The organism is Streptococcus sp. A22 (genome assembly GCF_043674215.1).
Taxonomy (GTDB): Bacteria; Bacillota; Bacilli; order Lactobacillales; family Streptococcaceae; genus Streptococcus; species Streptococcus suis_V.
The window spans coordinates 37,158-55,425 of record NZ_JBIMJQ010000004.1; the positions used below are offsets into that span (position 1 = coordinate 37,158).

The following is an 18,268-nucleotide window of genomic DNA, read 5'->3' on the forward strand; positions in this document are numbered from 1 at the left end:
GCTCTGTCAACAATCGGCAGAGTTTTTTGTAAATTTTCCTGAAAAATTGTATAATAGAAATGACAGCTACATGTGTAGCAGACTGTAATTCGACTTGCGTCTGAACTGTGAGGAGGCAAGGACCGTTGGTATGAAAAAATAAACTGGGCAGGTATGATTGCCCCAAAGGAGAAAAGATGAGTAGCATAAAAATCATGGCGCTCGGTGGTGTACGTGAGAATGGAAAAAATCTCTACATCGCTGAAGTCAATGAGCATATTTTTGTATTGGACGCCGGAGCCAAATATCCTGAAAATGAACAGCTGGGTGTGGACGTGGTCGTGCCAAACTTTGATTATTTGGAAGAAAACAAACAGCGTGTGGCTGGCGTTTTCTTGTCCCACGGGCATGCGGATGCCATTGGTGCCCTGCCTTACCTGCTGGAAAAAGTGAAGGTACCGGTTTTCGGTTCACACTTAACGGTGGAATTGGCAAAATTGATTGTTAAAAACAATAATTCTACCAAAAAATTCAATGATTTCCATGTCATCGATGCAGATACGGAGATTGATTTTGGTGATGCGGTTGTATCCTTCTTCCAGACAACCCACTCCATTCCTGAGAGTTTGGGTGTGGTCATCAAGACTGACCAGGGCAATATCGTCTATACTGGTGATTTCAAGTTTGACCAGGCAGCTGATAAGCTCTACCAGACGGATTTTGGTCGCTTGGCTGAGATTGGTAACGAGGGTGTCTTGGCCCTACTTTCTGACTCTGCCAATGCGGATAGTAAGGTTCAGGTGGCCAGCATGAAAGAGGTGGCCAATGAAATTTACAATACCATTTCCGACTGGGAAGGTCGTATCATTGTAGCAGCAGTGGCCAGCAATATTACCCGTATCCAGCAAATTTTCGATGCAGCTGATAGGACAGGTCGTCGTGTCGTTCTGACTGGTCATGACGTGGAAAATATTGTCCGCACAGCTATTTCCCTGAAAAAATTGAAGTTGGTCAGCGAGCGTCTCTTGGTCAAGCCTAAGGACATGAACAAGTATGAGGACCATGAGCTGATTATTCTTGAAACTGGTCGTATGGGTGAGCCCCTCAATGGTTTACGCAAAATGTCAATCGGACGTCACCGCTATGTTGAGATCAAGGACGGCGATTTGGTCTATATCGTAACGACGCCAAGTATTTCTAAGGAAGCGGTTGTAGCCCGTGTGGAAAACATGATTTATAAGGCGGGGGGCACCGTCAAGTCTGTGGCCAAGAACCTGCATGTGTCTGGTCACGGCAATGCGCGTGATTTGCAGCTCATGCTCAATATCATGAAACCCAAGTATCTCTTCCCGATTCAAGGTGAGTATCGCCAACTCAACGCCCACGCCAAGGCTGCGCTGGAAATTGGCATGTATCCAGAAAATATTATCATCGTCAAACGTGGTGATGTTATGGCCTATGAGGATGGTGATTTTGTCCACAGTGGGGCCGTTCCAGCAGGGGATATTATGATTGATGGTAATGCCATGGGAGATGTGGGAAATGTGGTCCTCCGTGACCGTAAAATCCTATCAGAGGACGGTATTTTCATCGTGGCTCTGACGGTCAATCGCCGTGAGAAACGCATTATTTCTAAGGCGAGGGTCAATACCCGTGGCTTTGTCTATGTCAAGAAGAGCAAGGACATCCTGCGTGAGGCATCTGATTTGGTCAATGCCAGCGTGGAAAACTACTTCACCAAGGATAGCTTTGACTGGTCAGAACTGAAGGCAACTGTCCGCGATGACCTGGCAAAATTCCTCTTTGACCAAACCAAACGTCGCCCAGCTATTTTGCCGGTGATTATGGAAGTAAAATAAGAGAAAATAAGTGATGAGAGCCAGTCCAAACTGGCTCTTTAGAATAGGAGAAAGCAAATGGCTATTATGAAAATTGAATATCATTCGGAGGCCTTGGATATGTCACGGCAGGTTAATGTCATTTATCCAGACCGCAATCGTATACCTAATCCTGATGATAAGGATATCCCAGTCCTCTACCTCTTGCATGGGATGGGTGGCAATCAGGATTCCTGGCTCAATCGCTCGACCATAGAACGATTGGTACGCTATACCAATCTCATCGTTGTCATGGTTAATACGGACAAGGGCTGGTACACTAATACGACCTACGGCATGAATTATTACGATGCCATTGCCATTGAACTGCCGCAGGTTCTCAAGCGGTTCTTTCCAAATATGTCCGACAAGCGGGAGAAAAACTTCATTGCTGGTCTGTCCATGGGCGGATATGGTTCCTTCAAGATTGCCCTGTCTACCAACCGTTTTTCATACGCGGCCTCGCTTTCTGGTGCCCTGGCCTTTGATTTTGACAATGAAGGGACGGCTGATTTGGGAAATCTAGCCTACTGGACGGGTGTGTTCGGAGACATTCATAATGCTAAGAATCCAAATAATTTGACAGAGATTGCCAAGCAGTCAGATAAGAAAACCAAGTTTTACGCTTGGTGTGGAGAGGAAGATTTTCTTTTTGCAGGTCATGAGAAGGCTATTGCTGATTTGAAAAAGATGGGCTTGGACATCGAGGCTAGTAAGGGACCTGGTAAGCACGAGTGGCACTATTGGAACCAGCAAATCGAGTACGTCCTCCAATGGCTGCCGATTGACTTTGAGTTGGAGGAAAGACTATCCTAAGCTGCTTTAAGGTAAATTTTAGCTTTATTTGCTATACTGTTGACCATCTCCAGAAAGAGGTATAGTCTATGAAATTAATAAAAAGTGTCCTTGGATTTTTCCTAAGAATTCTTACTTGGTTGGTCAGTTTGATTTGGAATTTTATCTGGTCGACTGTTTTAATCACAGCTCTGGCCCTGGCTTTGCTCTTTGTTTTTCAGAGGGAAAATGCCTACCAAACCTTGGATAGGGTTCTGCAGGAGGCGGAGCTGATTGTCAAAGGACAGTCTCCAGTCAAGCTACAAGAGGGTGTCGATACTATCAAGCATCTGGCTACGGATACTGTCAACACAGGCGACCATGGACGGTGGGAAAGCAATCGTGCTACGGTATATATTGAGAGCCAGGAGCCAATTTTACGCCAGGCCTACGTGCAGGCCATTGCCAATTGGAACCAGACAGGTGCCTTTACGTTTGAGTTGGTCGATAGCCCGGAGGCAGCAGATATTATTGCGACAGATGTCAATGATAGTACTACCCAGGCTGCTGGGGAGGCCAATTCGACGACCAATCTTCTGACCAATTTTTATACCAGTGTGACGGTGAGACTCAATCGTTACTATCTTTTAAATCCCCAATATGGTTATGAATTTGACCGAATCCTGCACACAGCTGAGCATGAGCTGGGGCATGCCCTTGGCTTAGGCCATGAAGATGGCAGAGCTTCTGTCATGGAGTCTGCAGGGTCCTATACAGGCATTCAGCAGGAAGATGTGGATGCGGTCATTCAGCTTTATGCAAACAACTAGAAAGGATTTATTTTGATTAAGTTCATTAAGCGTTATCCCGAACAAGCTTTTCTCTTGCTTTACAATGCTGGTATCTTTGTCTGGCTGCAGTCAACCAGCTCAGCCATTGTCCGCCAGCTTGGTCTGACCACCGACTGGCTAGAGAAAATTCCAGCTCCCTTGCGAGCAATGGCAGGCTCAAGCCTGACTGGTATGGATAATCTACTCAATTCATCGGCCTGGGGCTGGTTGTTTGTGTCCATGATTTTGATGCTTATCGTTCGCTTTGTCAAAGGCTTGATAAAATTCCTAATTTTGCTTATCATTATCGGAGGCGGGCTATACCTTGTCTGGCAACATTGGGAACTCTTGCAAGGCTTTGTGAATTGATGAAATCCAATCCAGTCCAGAGCTGGATTTTTTGCTACTATAGTTGTAAAAATAATGTTACTATTAATTAAGTTGGGAAATATTTTGGAGAAATAATGGCAAAGCTAACTGTAATTATGCCAGTCTATAATAGGGAGACTATTGTTAAGGAAGCAATAGATAGTATCCTCTGTCAAAGCTACCAAGATTTTAAGTTCCTTATTGTTGATGATGGCAGTGAGGATAAGGCTGCAGACATCATAAAGTCTTATCGGGGCCTAGGATATATTTGATAAAAATCTAGGTATTTCTACTAGTATAAATCTAGCTTTGAGTGAGATTAAAACTGATTTTATTGCTCGTATGGATTCGGATAATATCGCTCACCCAGATTGTTTTGTAATTCAGATTGATTATTTGGAAAACACAGGGATTGTATGAATAGCTCCCTGTCAAGTGGACAATGAAATAATAAAAGATTAGGCGACGGCCTTGTTCCTCATTTCAAGAGGGGCAAGGCCGTTGTTGCGCTCTTGAAAACGTTGATGATTGTAAAATAGATGTTGGCATCAATATCTAAAACTAGCTCCTCAAAAGTCTTATATTTCTTCAAATCATAGCACTCCGTCTTAAAGTTCCCAAAGAAACTCTCAATTGGTGCATTGTCAATACACCTTACCAACACGAGACATATAGCGGGTCATCTGATACTGGGTCGTTAGGCGGTAATAATCTTTCGAGGTGTATTGCGAACCTCGATCGCTGTGAATCAATGGTGTCGCATCAGGATTAGCTTTTCGGACTTTACGAAGTGTTTCTAACACCAGTTCGTTATCATTAAACTGACCAACCACATAGGCGACAATTGAGCCGTCATAAAGATCCTTAATAGCACTCAAGTAGGCCTTACAATCGAGACCGTACTTCAAGAAAGTCACATCTGTAGACCATTTCTGATTTGGAGCAGTAGCTGTAAAATTACGATTGAGAATGTTGTCCTCTACATTGACAAAGCTAGTCTTGGTACAATACCCCTTGGCTCTTCTGATAATGGAACGTAGACCTAGAATGTGCATCAAGTGTCGAATCCGTTTCTTGTTGTAGCTTGTTCCAAGCTTGCGATTGACAAATCGAGTCATACGACGATAACAAAGAATACCATTATGCTGGCTATGAAGTTCCTTGATGACATTCATCAAGCCTAAATTTTCCTGTTCAGAAGTTGTTTGGAGCTTGTCTATATTTAAGTGTATATGAAACAGTTCCGCTAAGTTTTTTATCTTCTATACAAAATCAGTTGAAACAAGTTTATAGTCAGAGGAGTCGATTTAATCAGTTTAAGGTTGATTGGAGTTATTTACTACGGTTAGTCCGTTCTATTACTGGTGAAGATTCACTGTCGCTAGAATAATGTTTCTTAAGACTTATTTCTAGACATTAGTTCATAGAAGTATGGTGAACTTCCCTTTTATTGGAACTCCTCTACTTTTTCTGTGGGGGAGTTTTTGAGTGTTTTATGGTAAAATATTGAGTATGATTATATTGAACGGAAACAAGATTGAGCGCTCCTTTGCGGGCGAAGTTTTATTTAACAATATCAACATTCAAGTAGATGAACGGGATAGGATTGCTCTTGTCGGAAAAAATGGCGCAGGCAAGTCTACTCTACTCAAAATCCTTGTCGGAGAAGAAGCGGCAACCAGTGGTGAGATTTCAACCAAGCGTGATTTGTCCCTTTCTTATCTGGCACAGGATAGCCGTTTTCAGTCGGAAAATACCATTTACGATGAAATGCTACATGTCTTTGATGACCTGCGGATGACGGAAAAACGCCTACGCAGTATGGAAGAGCAGATGGGAAGCCTGTCTGGTAGTGAACTTGACCAACTGATGAAGACCTACGATAGCTTGTCGGAAGAATTTCGTCAAGCAGGTGGTTTTAGCTACGAGGCGGATATTCGTGCCATTTTAAACGGTTTTAAGTTTGACCAGACCATGTGGGACATGAAAATCTCTGAACTCTCTGGTGGTCAAAATACCCGTCTTGCTCTTGCTAAAATGTTGCTTGAAAACCCAGAACTCTTGGTCCTGGACGAGCCGACCAACCACTTGGACATTGAAACCATTGCCTGGCTGGAAAACTACCTAGTGCATTACAAGGGAGCCTTGATTATCGTCAGCCATGACCGCTATTTCTTGGACAAGGTGGCGACACTGACACTGGATTTGACCAAGCATTCCTTGGATCGCTATGTGGGCAATTATTCTCAGTTTGTCGAGCTCAAAGAGCAGAAGTTGCAGACGGAGTTGCAAAACTATGAAAAGCAGCAGAAGGAAATTGCCAAACTAGAAGACTTTGTCCAGAAAAATATTGTCCGTGCTTCGACCACCAAGCGTGCCCAGGCTAGACGCAAGCAGTTGGAAAAGATGGATCGATTGGACAAGCCGACAACTGGTCAGAAGTCTGCCAACATGACCTTCCAGTCGGATAAGACTTCTGGCAATATCGTCTTGACAGTGGAAAATGCTGCGGTGGGTTACGATGGAAACATTCTTTCCCAGCCTATTTCTATTGACCAACGAAAACTCGATGCCATTGCCATTGTCGGCCCGAACGGTATCGGAAAAACAACTCTGCTCAAATCCATCATCGGAGCTCTGCCATTTATCAAAGGGGAATCCAAACTCGGTGCCAATGTGGAAGTGGGCTACTACGACCAGACCCAGTCGGCCCTGACGCCTTCCAACACGGTCTTGGAGGAGCTCTGGTCAGCCTTTCCGACCACACCTGAAGTGGAAATCCGCAACCGCCTAGGAGCCTTTCTCTTCTCAGGAGATGACGTCAAAAAGTCCGTTTCCATGCTATCGGGTGGGGAAAAAGCCCGCCTGCTCCTTGCTAAGCTATCCATGGAAAACAACAACTTCCTCATCCTCGACGAGCCGACCAACCACCTGGACATCGACAGCAAGGAAGTCCTAGAAAATGCCCTCATCGACTTTGACGGCACCCTGCTTTTTGTCAGCCACGACCGCTATTTCATCAACCGCGTCGCCACCAAGGTGCTGGAAATCTCGGAAACTGGCTCCACGCTCTACTTGGGCGACTATGACTATTATTTGGAGAAAAAGGCAGAGCTGGAAGTAGAAGCCCAGCCTGACCAGCTAGAAAGTACTAGCCAATCAGCCGGAGCCATGGACTACCAAGCCCAAAAGGAAAACCAAAAAGAGCAACGCAAACTGGCCCGACGCATCGAGCAAATCGAGGCAGAAATCGATAGTATCGAAAACCGCCTGAGCGAACTCAACCAAGCCATGCTAGAAACCAACGACATCGGCCAGTTGACCGATTATCAGAAAGAAATCGATCAATTGACTGCCCAACAAGAAAACCTTATGGAAGAATGGGAAGAATTATCGGAACAGACGGGCTAGGTTGACAGCAAGTTGACAAGAGGCTCAAACCCTTGATAGAACAAGCTTGCAAGCCAGTCTTGCGGAGTTAGCAAGACCACCTTTCGCTAAAAAAGTCCAGAGCAAGCCAGTCTTTCTTGGCAAACATCGACCGACAGTCTAAGATGAGTTTAGGACCTGCCAGACGGAATCCAGTAAGGAGAAAAAATGAACTTTGGACAGCAAATCAAAGACTTACGTAAGAAGGAAGGCTTGACTCAGGAACAGTTTGCCCTCAAACTCAATGTGACTCGGCAGGCCGTATCCAACTGGGAAAATGACAAAAACCTGCCCGACTTGGAACTCTTGATTCTCATGTCCTCTGTCTTTTCAATCTCCTTAGATCAACTTATCTTAGGAGGAACTGACATGAACAACATGACAGAAAAACTTGTAAAAGACGGTCGCGAAGGCCGCCGTACCCAGATGCACCTGACCATTACCATTATTGGTAGTTTTCTCATGCTTATCGGCTTCGTCTGCTTTGTCATCAAGGCAAACTCGGTCGAGTATATTGATGCCGAGGGCATTCTGCATGAGAATTTTTATCTCGTTCCAGTCGGCTACTTGCTGGTCTTTACAGGAGCCATTGCCACGCTCCTATCAGGACTAGCCCTGCACCACTTTAGAAAAGAAAATACTTAACATGACCAAACACCCACGTTTTAGCAATAGCGACCAATTTTTCGCCTGTCCACATTGTGGGCAGGCTCTTGGTCTTGACCAGAGCAGTCTTCGCTGTCCCAACCGCCACACCTTCGACATCGCCAAGCAGGGCTACGTCAACCTGGCACCCCAAGTCAAGCAGTCCGCCAACTACCACAAGTCTAGCTTTGAAAACCGCCAGGCCTTTTTAGAGGCAGGCTATTACGACCATCTCTATGAAGCTTTGGAGGGGAAAATAGCAGAGCTGGGCTTGCGGTCTGTCTTGGACATCGGCTGTGGAGAGGGTTTTTATTCCCGTAAGTTAGCCGAGAAAATGGACTTGGACATTCTTGCTTTTGATATTTCCAAGGACTCCATTCTCTTGGCAGCCAAATCTGACAGGACCAAGTCGGTCAAATGGTTTGTCGGTGACTTAACCAAGTTACCTATTCAAGACAAGACAATTGACGGCATCTTGGACATCTTTTCCCCAGCTAATTACCAGGAATTTGCCAGAGTGCTGAAAGTTGGTGGGGCTATTCTCAAGCTGGTCCCAGGACCCAATCACCTCAAGGAGCTCCGCCATTTAGCTAAAGACCAACTCCGCAAGGAGTCCTATGATAACCAGGCTATCGTGGACCATTTCAAGTCTTACCTAGGGCAGGTGGAGCAAGTACTGGTCAGTCGGACCTTGCCGATTAGCCTAGAACATGCCCAAGTCTTGGCAGACATGACGCCCCTCTTTTTCCAAGTGGACCAGTCCAAGTTGGACTTGAGCCAGCTGACCGAGATTACGATTGAGGGACTGCTCTTGATTGGAACTATATAAAAAATAAAGAGTGTGTTGATAGTGCATTATCTTAAAATTTTGTATAATAGGAATTGAAGTTAAATTAGATGCTAAAAATTTGTAATTAAGAAGGAGGGATTCGTCATGTTGGTATTCCAAATGCGTTATCAAATGCGTTATGTAGATAAAACATCTACTGTTTTGAAACAGACTAAAAACAGTGATTACGCAGATAAATAAATACGTTAGATTAATTCCTACCAGTGACTAATCTTATGACTTTTTAAACAGATAACTAAAATTACAAACAAATCGTTTAACTTCTGTATTTGTTTATAGATGTAATGACTTCAGGAGTGATAACATGAACAAAAATATAAAATATTCTCAAAACTTTTTAACGAGTGAAAAAGTACTCAACCAAATAATAAAACAATTGAATTTAAAAGAAACCGATACCGTTTACGAAATTGGAACAGGTAAAGGGCATTTAACGACGAAACTGGCTAAAATAAGTAAACAGGTAACGTCTATTGAATTAGACAGTCATCTATTCAACTTATCGTCAGAAAAATTAAAACTGAATACTCGTGTCACTTTAATTCACCAAGATATTCTACAGTTTCAATTCCCTAACAAACAGAGGTATAAAATTTTTGGGAATATTCCTTACCATTTAAGCACACAAATTATTAAAAAAGTGGTTTTTGAAAGCCATGCGTCTGACATCTATCTGATTGTTGAAGAAGGATTCTACAAGCGTACCTTGGATATTCACCGAACACTAGGGTTGCTCTTGCACACTCAAGTCTCGATTCAGCAATTGCTTAAGCTGCCAGCGGAATGCTTTCATCCTAAACCAAAAGTAAACAGTGTCTTAATAAAACTTACCCGCCATACCACAGATGTTCCAGATAAATATTGGAAGCTATATACGTACTTTGTTTCAAAATGGGTCAATCGAGAATATCGTCAACTGTTTACTAAAAATCAGTTTCATCAAGCAATGAAACACGCCAAAGTAAACGATTTAAGTACCGTTACTTATGAGCAAGTATTGTCTATTTTTAATAGTTATCTATTATTTAACGGGAGGAAATAATTCTATGAGTCGCTTTTTTAAATTTGGAAAGTTACACGTTACTAAAGGGAATATAAGTTAATAGAAAATAACAAAACCGCCTCTGAATATCAGAAGCGGTTTTGCTTTATTTATCAAATTCTGCCTTGCTTTTCACATCGCCGTATTCTTCAGCGACTTCTTTGCTGAGGATGTCAGCGTAGCTGGCAAGTTGGATGTCTTGTCCATATTTTTTACGGAGGGCAGTTGTGACCAAGCGGTAGGCTAGGTTGGCATTGCGGGACAGGATTGGTCCGTGGAAGTAGCTGCCGAAGGTGTTTTTGTAGTGCAGACCTTCGCCACCGTCTTCCTTGTTATTACCATTGCCATAGACAACCTTGCCCAGGGGTTTTTGGTTGTCAGCTAGGAAGGTGCGACCTTGGTGGTTTTCAAAACCGTAGTAGGTTTCGTTGAACTCCTCATTGTGAATTTTAATGTCACCGATATAGCGGTTATTGGTCTGGTTGAGGGTGTAGTGTCCCATGATACCTAGACCGTCAATCTTGCGGCCGCCAGCTTCGATGTAGTATTGACCGAGCAACTGGAAGCCACCGCAGATGGCCAGCATGACACCGTCGTTTTCGATAAAGTCTGCCAAGCTATCTTTTTTAGTTGGTAAATCCTTAGCAAGAATGGATTGTTCATAGTCCTGACCGCCACCGAAAAAGGCGATGTCGTAGAAATCCTTGTCAAATTCATCTGTCAGTGAAACGATGTCCACCTGAACACGAGCCCCCAGCTTTTCAGCCACATACTTAAGCATGAGGATATTGCCATTGTCACCATAGGTGTTCATCAAATCACCGTAGAGGTGGGCGATATGGAGATCGTAAGTGTAGTCTTTTTCAGGACTTTTTAATGACGTATAGACCATTATTTCATCTCCTTTCCAACGGCTTGGCGTTGAGCTAGTAAGTCGCGGAATTCCAGCATAGCTGTATAGGTGGCGAGGATATAAGCATGTTGGCTACTCGATTGCTCAATCAAGGTCATGATGTCTTCCAGTTTCGGCGTTTCAGTAATCTGGTCCTCAGGATAGCCAGTCACACGGAGGCGACGGGCGATTTCAGATGAACGCACACCACCTGCAAAGACTTGTGGAATGTCCATTTGGGTAATTTGTTCAAAGTCAGCATCCCAAATCCAGCTGGTATCAATTCCATCAGCGTAGTTGGCATTGAGAAGAACAGATAGGCTAAAATCGTAAGGAGCCAATTTCATCATTTCAATGGCCTGGGTTGCACCGACAGGGTTTTTAATCAAGACCAGAGTACAATCTTTATCGCCCAATTTAAAGGTTTCTTGGCGACCGAAAACTGCCTTGGACTTGTCAAAACCAGCCTTGATTTTCTCAGGAGATACGCCGAAAAATTCTGCCACGCTGACAGCTGCCAGGGCATTGTAGATATTGTAAAGCCCACCGATGTTGATTTTGTAATCCTGACCGTCAATGGCAAAGGTAGAAGAAGTATTGGTGATTTCTTTTAACTCTGTCAACTTGTAATCCAGCTCAGGTCGGCTAAAGCCACAGTTGTTACAGATATAGCTACCCAAATTAGCGTAGGTGTTGAGCTTGTACTGGATAATCTGGTGGCAATGTGGGCAGAGAACGCCTTCGGTATTGTAGTGGGCCAGACGTGGCTCATGCTCTTCCGTCGCAAAACCGTAGTATTTTACTGGATTGATAACGGAGGTCGAGTTGAAAAGCGGGCTGTCACCGTTGGCGAGAATGGTCGCCTGAGGTGCTTTTGCAGCCCCGTCCAAAATCATCTGGTAGGTAGTATAAATTTCGCCGTAGCGATCCATTTGGTCACGGAAGATATTGGTGAAGACAATCAGGCTAGGCTTGATAAAGTCGGTCACACGAGCCAGGCTGGCTTCATCAATCTCCAAGACGGCAATCTTCTTGCCATTTTTATTTTTCTTGGCTGATAAAAAGGTTGCCGTAATCCCTGTAATCATATTGGCACCGCTGGTGTTGGTCGTAATTTCTCCAAAGGCTTCTTGGAGGATGCCGACTGTCAGGGCGGTGGTCAGAGTCTTACCGTTAGTACCTGTCACAACAACGACTTCATAATCCTTAGCCAAACTATCTAAAATATGTTTATCGAATTTGAGGGCAATTTTTCCTGGCAGGGTAGTACCACGTCCTAGTTTGTTGAGGACAAACTGACTGGATTTTCCTGCTGCTATTCCTAATAAAGTATTTAATTTCATGGGTCTATTTTATCACAAAGGTTGGGGATTTTCTAGAATGGAGAATAGTCAGAAATAGGGCGTAGCTAATCATGGGAAGAGACGGAAAAATATGGTACAATAGAAATACTAGTTTCCATTTGAAAAAGAAAATAAGAAAGAAAGTATTGAGGAATCCATGTTAAACTTAAACCAATTATTTGATGTTGGGTATTGGTCAAGTTTGATAGCCAGTCCTTGGACGGCAGCCTTGCATCTCATCGATATTAGTATCGTTCTCTATTTGATTTATAATTTTAGCAAGGCGATCGCAGGGACCAAGATTATGACCCTTATTCGAGGGGTATTCCTGTTCATTGTCGCCCAGCTTGTTGCAAGCTTGCTTGGGCTTCAGACTATTTCTTGGCTCATGAACCAGGTTATCACCTATGGGGTAATCGCAGCGGTTATCATTTTTGCTCCGGAATTGCGTTCAGTATTGGAAAAATTGGGTCGAACCACCCAGCTGTTTTCTTCTGCCAATCTTAGCACAGAAGAAAGCCTGGTTCAGGCCTATGTACAGGCAGTTGCCTACATGTCTCCTCGAAAAATCGGAGCCCTGGTAGCTGTCGAGAGGGCCCAGACCTTGCAAGAGTACAAATCAACAGGCATTCCTCTGGATGCGGATGTTTCGCGGGAATTGCTCATCAATATCTTTATTCCCAATACCCCTCTGCATGACGGTGCTGTCATTATTAAAGACGAAAAGGTAGCTGTGGCATGTGCCTACTTGCCATTGACGGAAAGTGCGGGTATTTCAAAAGAATTTGGTACGCGACACAGGGCTGCTATCGGCCTTTCAGAGGCTTCTGATGCCTTTGTTTTCGTGGTTTCAGAGGAAACAGGCGGCATCTCGACGGCTCATAATGGTATTTTCAGGCATAATCTGAGCTTGGAAGAATTTGAGCAGGAATTGCGTGACCTATTTGTGCCGACAGTTGCGGCCAAAAAATCTTGGTTGAGGAGGTTAGGTGGACGATGATGCACGAAAAATATAAGCAGATTGGACATTTGGTCCTGTCTATTCTCCTGTCTTTGTTGCTCTTCTTCTATGCTACCACGACCAATTATAAGAATAATTTAGTCGCTACTAGTGCAACAACGCAGAAAGAGTCGGAAACCTACACTTATACACTAGCCAATGTGCCGATTGATATTAGCTATGACAGTGATAAATATTTTATTTCAGGCTTTTCGCCTAGTGTGACTGTAGAGTTGACTGGCTCAGACCGGGTTATTTTGCAACGGGAATCTGATCCACTGACCAGGACCTTCCATGTAACAGCAGATTTAAATAATCTTGAGATTGGTCAACGGGCGGTAGAGCTGCAGGTGACCAACCTGCCTTCTGGTTTGAATGCCACTCTTTCTCCGGCTGAGATGAAGGTGAAAATTGGCTACAAGGTTAGCCGGAGTTATACAGTTGAAGGAAAGGTTTATAGCAATCAGCTCAAAACAGGTTATGCTATAGACAAGGTGTCTGTGACCCTAGACTCGGTTAAGGTCACGTCTGATGCCGATACCTTAGCACAAATCGACCACATAGAAGCAGTGGTCATGGACTTGGCAGAGCTTGACAAGGACTACAGTGGTAAGGCAACCATTCAGGCTGTTGACGCCGACGGCAATGTATTGCCGGTTGTTTTGTCAGAACGAACTACAAATATTCAAGTAACTGTAAAAGAAATGAAATAAATCAAATACATATTGAGGAAATTGAAAAATGGGTAAATATTTTGGTACGGACGGTGTCCGTGGTGAAGCAAACGTAGAATTGACGCCAGAATTGGCTTTCAAGTTGGGTCGTTTTGGTGGCTATGTTCTCAGTCAACACGAAACGGATACGCCACGTGTCTTTGTGGCGCGTGATACGCGTATTTCTGGACAGATGTTGGAGGCGGCTTTGGTTGCCGGCCTTCTCTCAGTCGGCATTCATGTATACAAGTTAGGCGTTTTGGCAACTCCAGGTGTGGCTTATTTGGTTCGGACGGAAAAAGCTAGCGCTGGTGTCATGATTTCTGCCAGCCACAACCCTGCTCAAGATAACGGAATTAAGTTCTTTGCGGGTGACGGTTTCAAATTGGACGATGCCTTGGAAGCTGAAATTGAAGCACTGTTGGACGCTTCAGAAGATACCCTCCCTCGCCCATCTGCCCAAGGCTTGGGTGATGTGGTGGATTATCCAGAAGGCTTGCGTAAATACCAGCAATTCCTGGTGTCAACAGGCTTGGAATTGGAAGGGATGAAAGTTGCTTTGGATACAGCCAATGGTGCAGCTGCAACCAGTGCCCGTCAAGTTTTTGCAGATCTGGGTGCTGAATTGACAGTTATGGCTGAACATCCAGACGGTTTGAATATCAACGAGGGAGTCGGTTCAACCCATCCTGAAAAATTGCAAGAATTGGTCAAGGAAACAGGAAGTCAGATTGGACTTGCCTTTGACGGAGACAGTGACCGCCTGATTGCCGTTGATGAAAATGGTGACTTGGTAGATGGCGACCGTATCATGTATATCGTCGGCAAGTACCTAGCAGACAAGGGACTTCTTGCTAAAAACACCATTGTCACAACCGTCATGTCTAACCTCGGTTTCCATAAGGCCTTGGACCGCGAGGGAATTGAAAAAGCCGTGACCGCAGTTGGTGACCGCTATGTCGTTGAAGAAATGCGGAAGTCTGGCTATAATGTCGGCGGTGAACAGTCTGGACACGTTGTCCTCATGGACTACAATACAACAGGCGACGGTCAGCTGACCGCTGTGCAATTGACCAAAATCATGAAAGAAACAGGTAAGAAATTGTCTGAATTGGCAGCAGAAGTCACTATTTATCCGCAAAAACTGGTCAATATCCGTGTGGAAAATAGTATGAAAGACAAGGCAATGGAAGTGCCAGCTATTGCAGCCATTATCGAAAAAATGGAAGCAGAAATGGCTGGAAACGGGCGTATCTTAGTCCGTCCAAGCGGGACCGAGCCACTCCTGCGTGTCATGGCAGAAGCACCGACCGACGCAGAGGTAGATTACTATGTCGATACCATCGCAGATGTGGTGCGTGCGGAAATCGGTTTGGATTAAGAAAAAGACAGAGACTGGAAGGATTTCCAGCCTCTTTTGTGAGGAAATATGAGTATTTTAGAAGTAAAGAATTTAAGTCATGGTTTTGGTGACCGTGCAATTTTTGAGAATGTTTCTTTCCGCTTGCTCAAGGGGGAGCATATCGGTCTGATTGGAGCAAATGGCGAGGGGAAATCGACCTTCATGTCCATTGTGACAGGCCAGTTACAGCCAGACGAGGGAAAAGTAGAATGGTCCCGCTATGTGACTGCAGGTTACTTGGATCAGCATGCTAAACTAGAAAAAGGCCAGTCTGTCCGTGATGTCTTGCGAACAGCCTTTGATGAACTGTTCAAAACGGAGGCTCGTATCAATGACATTTACATGTCCATGGCAGAAGAGGGAGCCGATATGGATGCCCTTATGGAAGAAGTTGGCGAACTGCAAGACCGTCTGGAAAGCCGTGATTTCTATACTCTTGATGCCAAAATTGACGACGTGGCACGGGCTCTGGGCGTTATGGATTATGGCATGGACAAGGATGTGACCGAGCTATCTGGTGGTCAACGGACCAAGATCCTCTTGGCTAAACTCCTTCTAGAAAAGCCAGATATCTTGCTCCTTGACGAGCCGACCAACTATCTGGATGCTGAACACATCGACTGGCTCAAACGTTACTTGCAGAACTATGAGAATGCCTTTGTCCTCATTTCCCATGATATTCCTTTCTTGAATGATGTGATTAACATTGTCTATCATGTGGAAAATCAACTCTTAACCCGTTATACAGGCGATTATTACCAATTCCAAGAAGTTCATGCAATGAAGCGGGCTCAGTTGGAGGCGGCTTACGAACGCCAGCAGAAAGAAATCGCTGATCTGCAGGACTTTGTTAATCGAAATAAGGCCCGCGTTGCGACACGAAACATGGCCATGTCCCGCCAGAAGAAATTGGACAAAATGGACATTATCGAGCTTCAAGCAGAGAAACCAAAGCCGTCCTTTGATTTCAAAATGGCTCGGACGCCAAGCCGCTTTATCTTCCAGACGACAGATTTGGAAATTGGTTATGACCGTGTCCTGACCCGCAAGCCGCTCAATCTGACCTTTGAACGCAACCAGAAGATTGCTATTGTCGGTGCCAACGGTATCGGGAAATCAACCTTGCTCAAGAGTTTGTTGGGGGTTATTCCAGCACTAAATGGTCAGGTGGAACGTGGAGAGTACCTGGAAATCGGATATTTCGAGCAAGAGGTTGCTGGTGGCAATCGTCAGACCCCGCTGGAAGCTGTTTGGGATGCCTTTCCAGCCCTCAATCAAGCAGAAGTGCGGGCAGCTTTGGCCCGTTGCGGTCTGACGTCCAAGCATATCGAAAGCCAAATTCAAGTTCTTTCAGGTGGTGAACAGGCCAAAGTTCGTTTCTGTTTGCTCATGAACCGTGAAAACAATGTCTTGGTTCTTGACGAGCCAACCAACCACTTGGATGTGGATGCCAAGGACGAACTCAAACGCGCCCTTCAAGCCTACAAGGGCTCTATCCTCATGGTCTGCCACGAGCCTGATTTCTATGAAGGATGGGTAGATGATGTCTGGGATTTTAATGAATTGACATAAATAAAAGCAGCCTTGTCCCTTAGCAGTAGACAAGACTGCATATATAGGCACTTCAATCTTAGAACTTGTATTCACAGCTTCTAAAATTGGGGGTCTATTTTTTTATTGTCTCCAGGTGAAAATCGGTGACCAACTTAGTGTTGCTTTTTCCAATAGAAACTAGCCACTAATATGACGCTACCCAGTGCTGTAGCGAAATAGTTGAACTCTGATCCTGTTTTCGGCAAGCTAGTTTCTTCGTTTTCATGTTGACTAGAAGATTCCTTGCTTTCAGCTTTATCAAAACGAATAGTCACAGGCATAGGTAGAGAGGATGAGCGGGCGCATCATCGGCTTGGTCTGGACTAGTTGGTTTTGGCTGAGGAACTAGAATTTCTACTGGAGGTAGGTCTTCAAGAGTTGCCAATTGGCTACCGAAGAGGCCATTTGACACCCAGCGGAAGAAATGAACAGGGTGAACCTTGTTGGTTGGATTCCTGCATAGATAAAGATAGATTGGTCTTGATACATGCCAGCTATAGCGACAGTCTTGCTAGCCAGTCCCTCATGACCAGGCCACCAGCCAGCGATATAATAATCCTGGTCAGCAATTTTAACCAGGGTTCGGAAGCCTTCTGGGATACCCTCAATCCAGTTACCAGAATTGGAATAGAAGAGGTCGTTCATGGCATATCCGCTTGTCAGAGGGTCACTATCGTCAACGACTGTCTTCATTAGTCCTTCAAAGTCATAACCACCATCAAACATTTCTGCATTAAAGCCTTCTATAATACCTAATTCTTCCAGTTTCTGCACAGCCGCACCACCGACAACAATGACTGGTTTCTGCCCAAACATGCTGGCATCAAATTGTTCGGATTCCAGGATGATTGCATCAGCTTCATCAGGAGTTTCAACGGTTTCAAATCCCCTGCGTTCCACTACCAAGGCGGTGTTGGCGCGGATGGCAAAATCTCCAGCCCATCTATAGCTGTGTGAAGGAGCGTAGACCTTAATAGCTTTCAATTCTGTGCCTACAGGTTGCTTGTAGAGGTGTTCAGCATACATAGCTCCCCATTTGGACTCATCTTAACCAGTGTAGAGGACGTGGTTGGCAAATCCACGCTTGGCTTGTGCCATATCTACCACCAAGTCGCCCTTGTTAAATGGACCGGCATTCTCTGTCAGCTCGGTGACAAGGACGCCGTTGCGCTTGAAGTAGTCAATCATTTTAAAGGCTTCTTCCATGTCATTATTCTATTCCAGAGACATTGGGATGTCATAATAGTCAGGGAAGAATTTTGGTTGATCATTCTTAATACGACCTACGACTTCTCCGTCTGGTCCGACCAGTTCTGCCACAGCCTTTGGATCTTCTACCTTATTCACACCGCGTGAATAGAAGGTGAGGCGCATGTTTATCAAATTATCAGGCTTGCTGGCCATGTGGTTGATGCCCCTGAGGACAGCATAGAATCCGGCTTTAAAGGATTCTTGGTTGGTTTCTGGAATTTCGATGGTATGTCCAAGAATACTTCGGTAGCTTGTAGTCAAAGTTTCTTTTAACTTGGC

Annotated in this window: 18 protein-coding genes and 3 pseudogenes; 16 read left to right on the top strand and 5 right to left on the bottom strand. The window is 44.6% G+C overall.

The window, feature by feature from the left end:
• Positions 1 to 176 precede the first annotated feature (176 nt).
• The 6 genes from ACHBHN_RS02485 (at position 177) to ACHBHN_RS02510 (ending at position 4,249) form a co-directional block, all read left to right on the top strand.
• Positions 177 to 1,838, top strand: a complete 1,662-nt coding sequence (locus ACHBHN_RS02485; protein WP_105122654.1) for a ribonuclease J — start codon at positions 177 to 179, stop codon at positions 1,836 to 1,838.
• A 57-nt stretch (positions 1,839 to 1,895) separates the two neighbouring features.
• Positions 1,896 to 2,672, top strand: coding sequence for an alpha/beta hydrolase family protein (locus tag ACHBHN_RS02490; protein WP_105122655.1), 777 nt, complete (start codon positions 1,896 to 1,898; stop codon positions 2,670 to 2,672).
• A gap of 68 nt (positions 2,673 to 2,740) precedes the next feature.
• Positions 2,741 to 3,460 (top strand): M57 family metalloprotease, encoded by a 720-nt coding sequence (locus ACHBHN_RS02495; RefSeq protein ID WP_105110742.1) that lies wholly within the window; start codon positions 2,741 to 2,743, stop codon positions 3,458 to 3,460.
• A 12-nt stretch (positions 3,461 to 3,472) separates the two neighbouring features.
• Positions 3,473 to 3,829: a hypothetical protein gene (locus tag ACHBHN_RS02500; RefSeq protein WP_238140723.1), complete on the top strand. Its 357-nt coding sequence runs from the start codon at positions 3,473 to 3,475 to the stop codon at positions 3,827 to 3,829.
• 95 nt (positions 3,830 to 3,924) lie between these two features.
• Positions 3,925 to 4,101, top strand: coding sequence for a glycosyltransferase family A protein (locus ACHBHN_RS02505; protein WP_105122657.1), 177 nt, complete (start codon positions 3,925 to 3,927; stop codon positions 4,099 to 4,101).
• Positions 4,094 to 4,249 carry a glycosyltransferase gene (locus tag ACHBHN_RS02510; RefSeq protein WP_394733593.1) on the top strand — a complete coding sequence of 52 codons (156 nt, stop codon included), beginning with the start codon at positions 4,094 to 4,096 and terminating at the stop codon, positions 4,247 to 4,249. Before ACHBHN_RS02505 ends, ACHBHN_RS02510 begins: the two co-directional genes overlap by 8 nt.
• A gap of 38 nt (positions 4,250 to 4,287) precedes the next feature.
• Here ACHBHN_RS02510 and ACHBHN_RS02515 read toward each other — a convergent pair.
• Positions 4,288 to 5,037 (bottom strand): annotated as a pseudogene (locus tag ACHBHN_RS02515) (IS3 family transposase); the annotation flags it as partial.
• 304 nt (positions 5,038 to 5,341) lie between these two features.
• Here ACHBHN_RS02515 and ACHBHN_RS02520 point away from each other — a divergent pair.
• The 6 genes and pseudogenes from ACHBHN_RS02520 to ACHBHN_RS02545 all read left to right on the top strand — a co-directional run.
• Entirely contained in the window at positions 5,342 to 7,240 is a 1,899-nt protein-coding gene (locus tag ACHBHN_RS02520) for an ABC-F family ATP-binding cassette domain-containing protein (RefSeq protein WP_394733573.1), read from the top strand.
• A gap of 186 nt (positions 7,241 to 7,426) precedes the next feature.
• A complete protein-coding gene (locus tag ACHBHN_RS02525; RefSeq protein ID WP_208562026.1) occupies positions 7,427 to 7,903 on the top strand; it encodes a DUF3955 domain-containing protein in 477 nt (158 codons plus the stop codon).
• Between the two features lies 1 nt (position 7,904).
• Complete coding sequence (locus tag ACHBHN_RS02530) at positions 7,905 to 8,732, top strand: putative RNA methyltransferase (RefSeq protein ID WP_208562025.1); 828 nt, start codon at positions 7,905 to 7,907, stop codon at positions 8,730 to 8,732.
• 105 nt (positions 8,733 to 8,837) lie between these two features.
• On the top strand, positions 8,838 to 8,933 hold the full coding sequence (locus ACHBHN_RS02535; RefSeq protein ID WP_001809736.1) for a 23S rRNA methyltransferase attenuation leader peptide: 96 nt from the start codon (positions 8,838 to 8,840) through the stop codon (positions 8,931 to 8,933).
• 124 nt (positions 8,934 to 9,057) lie between these two features.
• On the top strand, positions 9,058 to 9,795 hold the full coding sequence (erm(B), locus tag ACHBHN_RS02540; RefSeq protein WP_394733574.1) for a 23S rRNA (adenine(2058)-N(6))-methyltransferase Erm(B): 738 nt from the start codon (positions 9,058 to 9,060) through the stop codon (positions 9,793 to 9,795).
• Positions 9,770 to 9,847, top strand: a pseudogene (locus ACHBHN_RS02545) (rRNA adenine methyltransferase); the annotation flags it as partial. The gene erm(B) and the pseudogene ACHBHN_RS02545, both read left to right, overlap by 26 nt.
• Positions 9,848 to 9,901: 54 nt before the next feature.
• Here the strand turns inward: ACHBHN_RS02545 and gatD are convergent.
• Together gatD and murT are read right to left on the bottom strand one after the other, a co-directional pair.
• Positions 9,902 to 10,687 (bottom strand): lipid II isoglutaminyl synthase subunit GatD, encoded by a 786-nt coding sequence (gatD, locus tag ACHBHN_RS02550; RefSeq protein ID WP_248054537.1) that lies wholly within the window; start codon positions 10,685 to 10,687, stop codon positions 9,902 to 9,904.
• Positions 10,687 to 12,030, bottom strand: coding sequence for a lipid II isoglutaminyl synthase subunit MurT (gene murT / locus ACHBHN_RS02555; protein ID WP_105122664.1), 1,344 nt, complete (start codon positions 12,028 to 12,030; stop codon positions 10,687 to 10,689). The genes gatD and murT overlap by 1 nt, the downstream gene beginning before the upstream one ends.
• 157 nt (positions 12,031 to 12,187) lie before the next feature.
• Here murT and cdaA point away from each other — a divergent pair, with 157 nt between their 5' ends.
• The 4 genes from cdaA to ACHBHN_RS02575 are packed head-to-tail and all read left to right on the top strand — an operon-like array spanning position 12,188 to position 16,717.
• On the top strand, positions 12,188 to 13,030 hold the full coding sequence (gene cdaA, locus ACHBHN_RS02560; RefSeq protein ID WP_105110752.1) for a diadenylate cyclase CdaA: 843 nt from the start codon (positions 12,188 to 12,190) through the stop codon (positions 13,028 to 13,030).
• Positions 13,030 to 13,743: a YbbR-like domain-containing protein gene (locus ACHBHN_RS02565; protein WP_105122729.1), complete on the top strand. Its 714-nt coding sequence runs from the start codon at positions 13,030 to 13,032 to the stop codon at positions 13,741 to 13,743. The genes cdaA and ACHBHN_RS02565 overlap by 1 nt, the downstream gene beginning before the upstream one ends.
• Positions 13,744 to 13,771: 28 nt before the next feature.
• Entirely contained in the window at positions 13,772 to 15,124 is a 1,353-nt protein-coding gene (glmM, locus tag ACHBHN_RS02570; protein ID WP_394733111.1) for a phosphoglucosamine mutase, read from the top strand.
• Positions 15,125 to 15,172: 48 nt separating this feature from the next.
• Positions 15,173 to 16,717, top strand: coding sequence for an ABC-F family ATP-binding cassette domain-containing protein (locus ACHBHN_RS02575; protein WP_394733110.1), 1,545 nt, complete (start codon positions 15,173 to 15,175; stop codon positions 16,715 to 16,717).
• A 134-nt stretch (positions 16,718 to 16,851) separates the two neighbouring features.
• Here ACHBHN_RS02575 and ACHBHN_RS02580 read toward each other — a convergent pair whose 3' ends face one another.
• Together ACHBHN_RS02580 and ACHBHN_RS02585 are read right to left on the bottom strand one after the other, a co-directional pair.
• Positions 16,852 to 17,019, bottom strand: a complete 168-nt coding sequence (locus tag ACHBHN_RS02580) for an LPXTG cell wall anchor domain-containing protein (RefSeq protein ID WP_105122668.1) — start codon at positions 17,017 to 17,019, stop codon at positions 16,852 to 16,854.
• 14 nt (positions 17,020 to 17,033) lie between these two features.
• Positions 17,034 to 18,208: pseudogene (locus tag ACHBHN_RS02585) on the bottom strand (hypothetical protein); the annotation flags it as partial.
• Positions 18,209 to 18,268 lie beyond the last annotated feature (60 nt).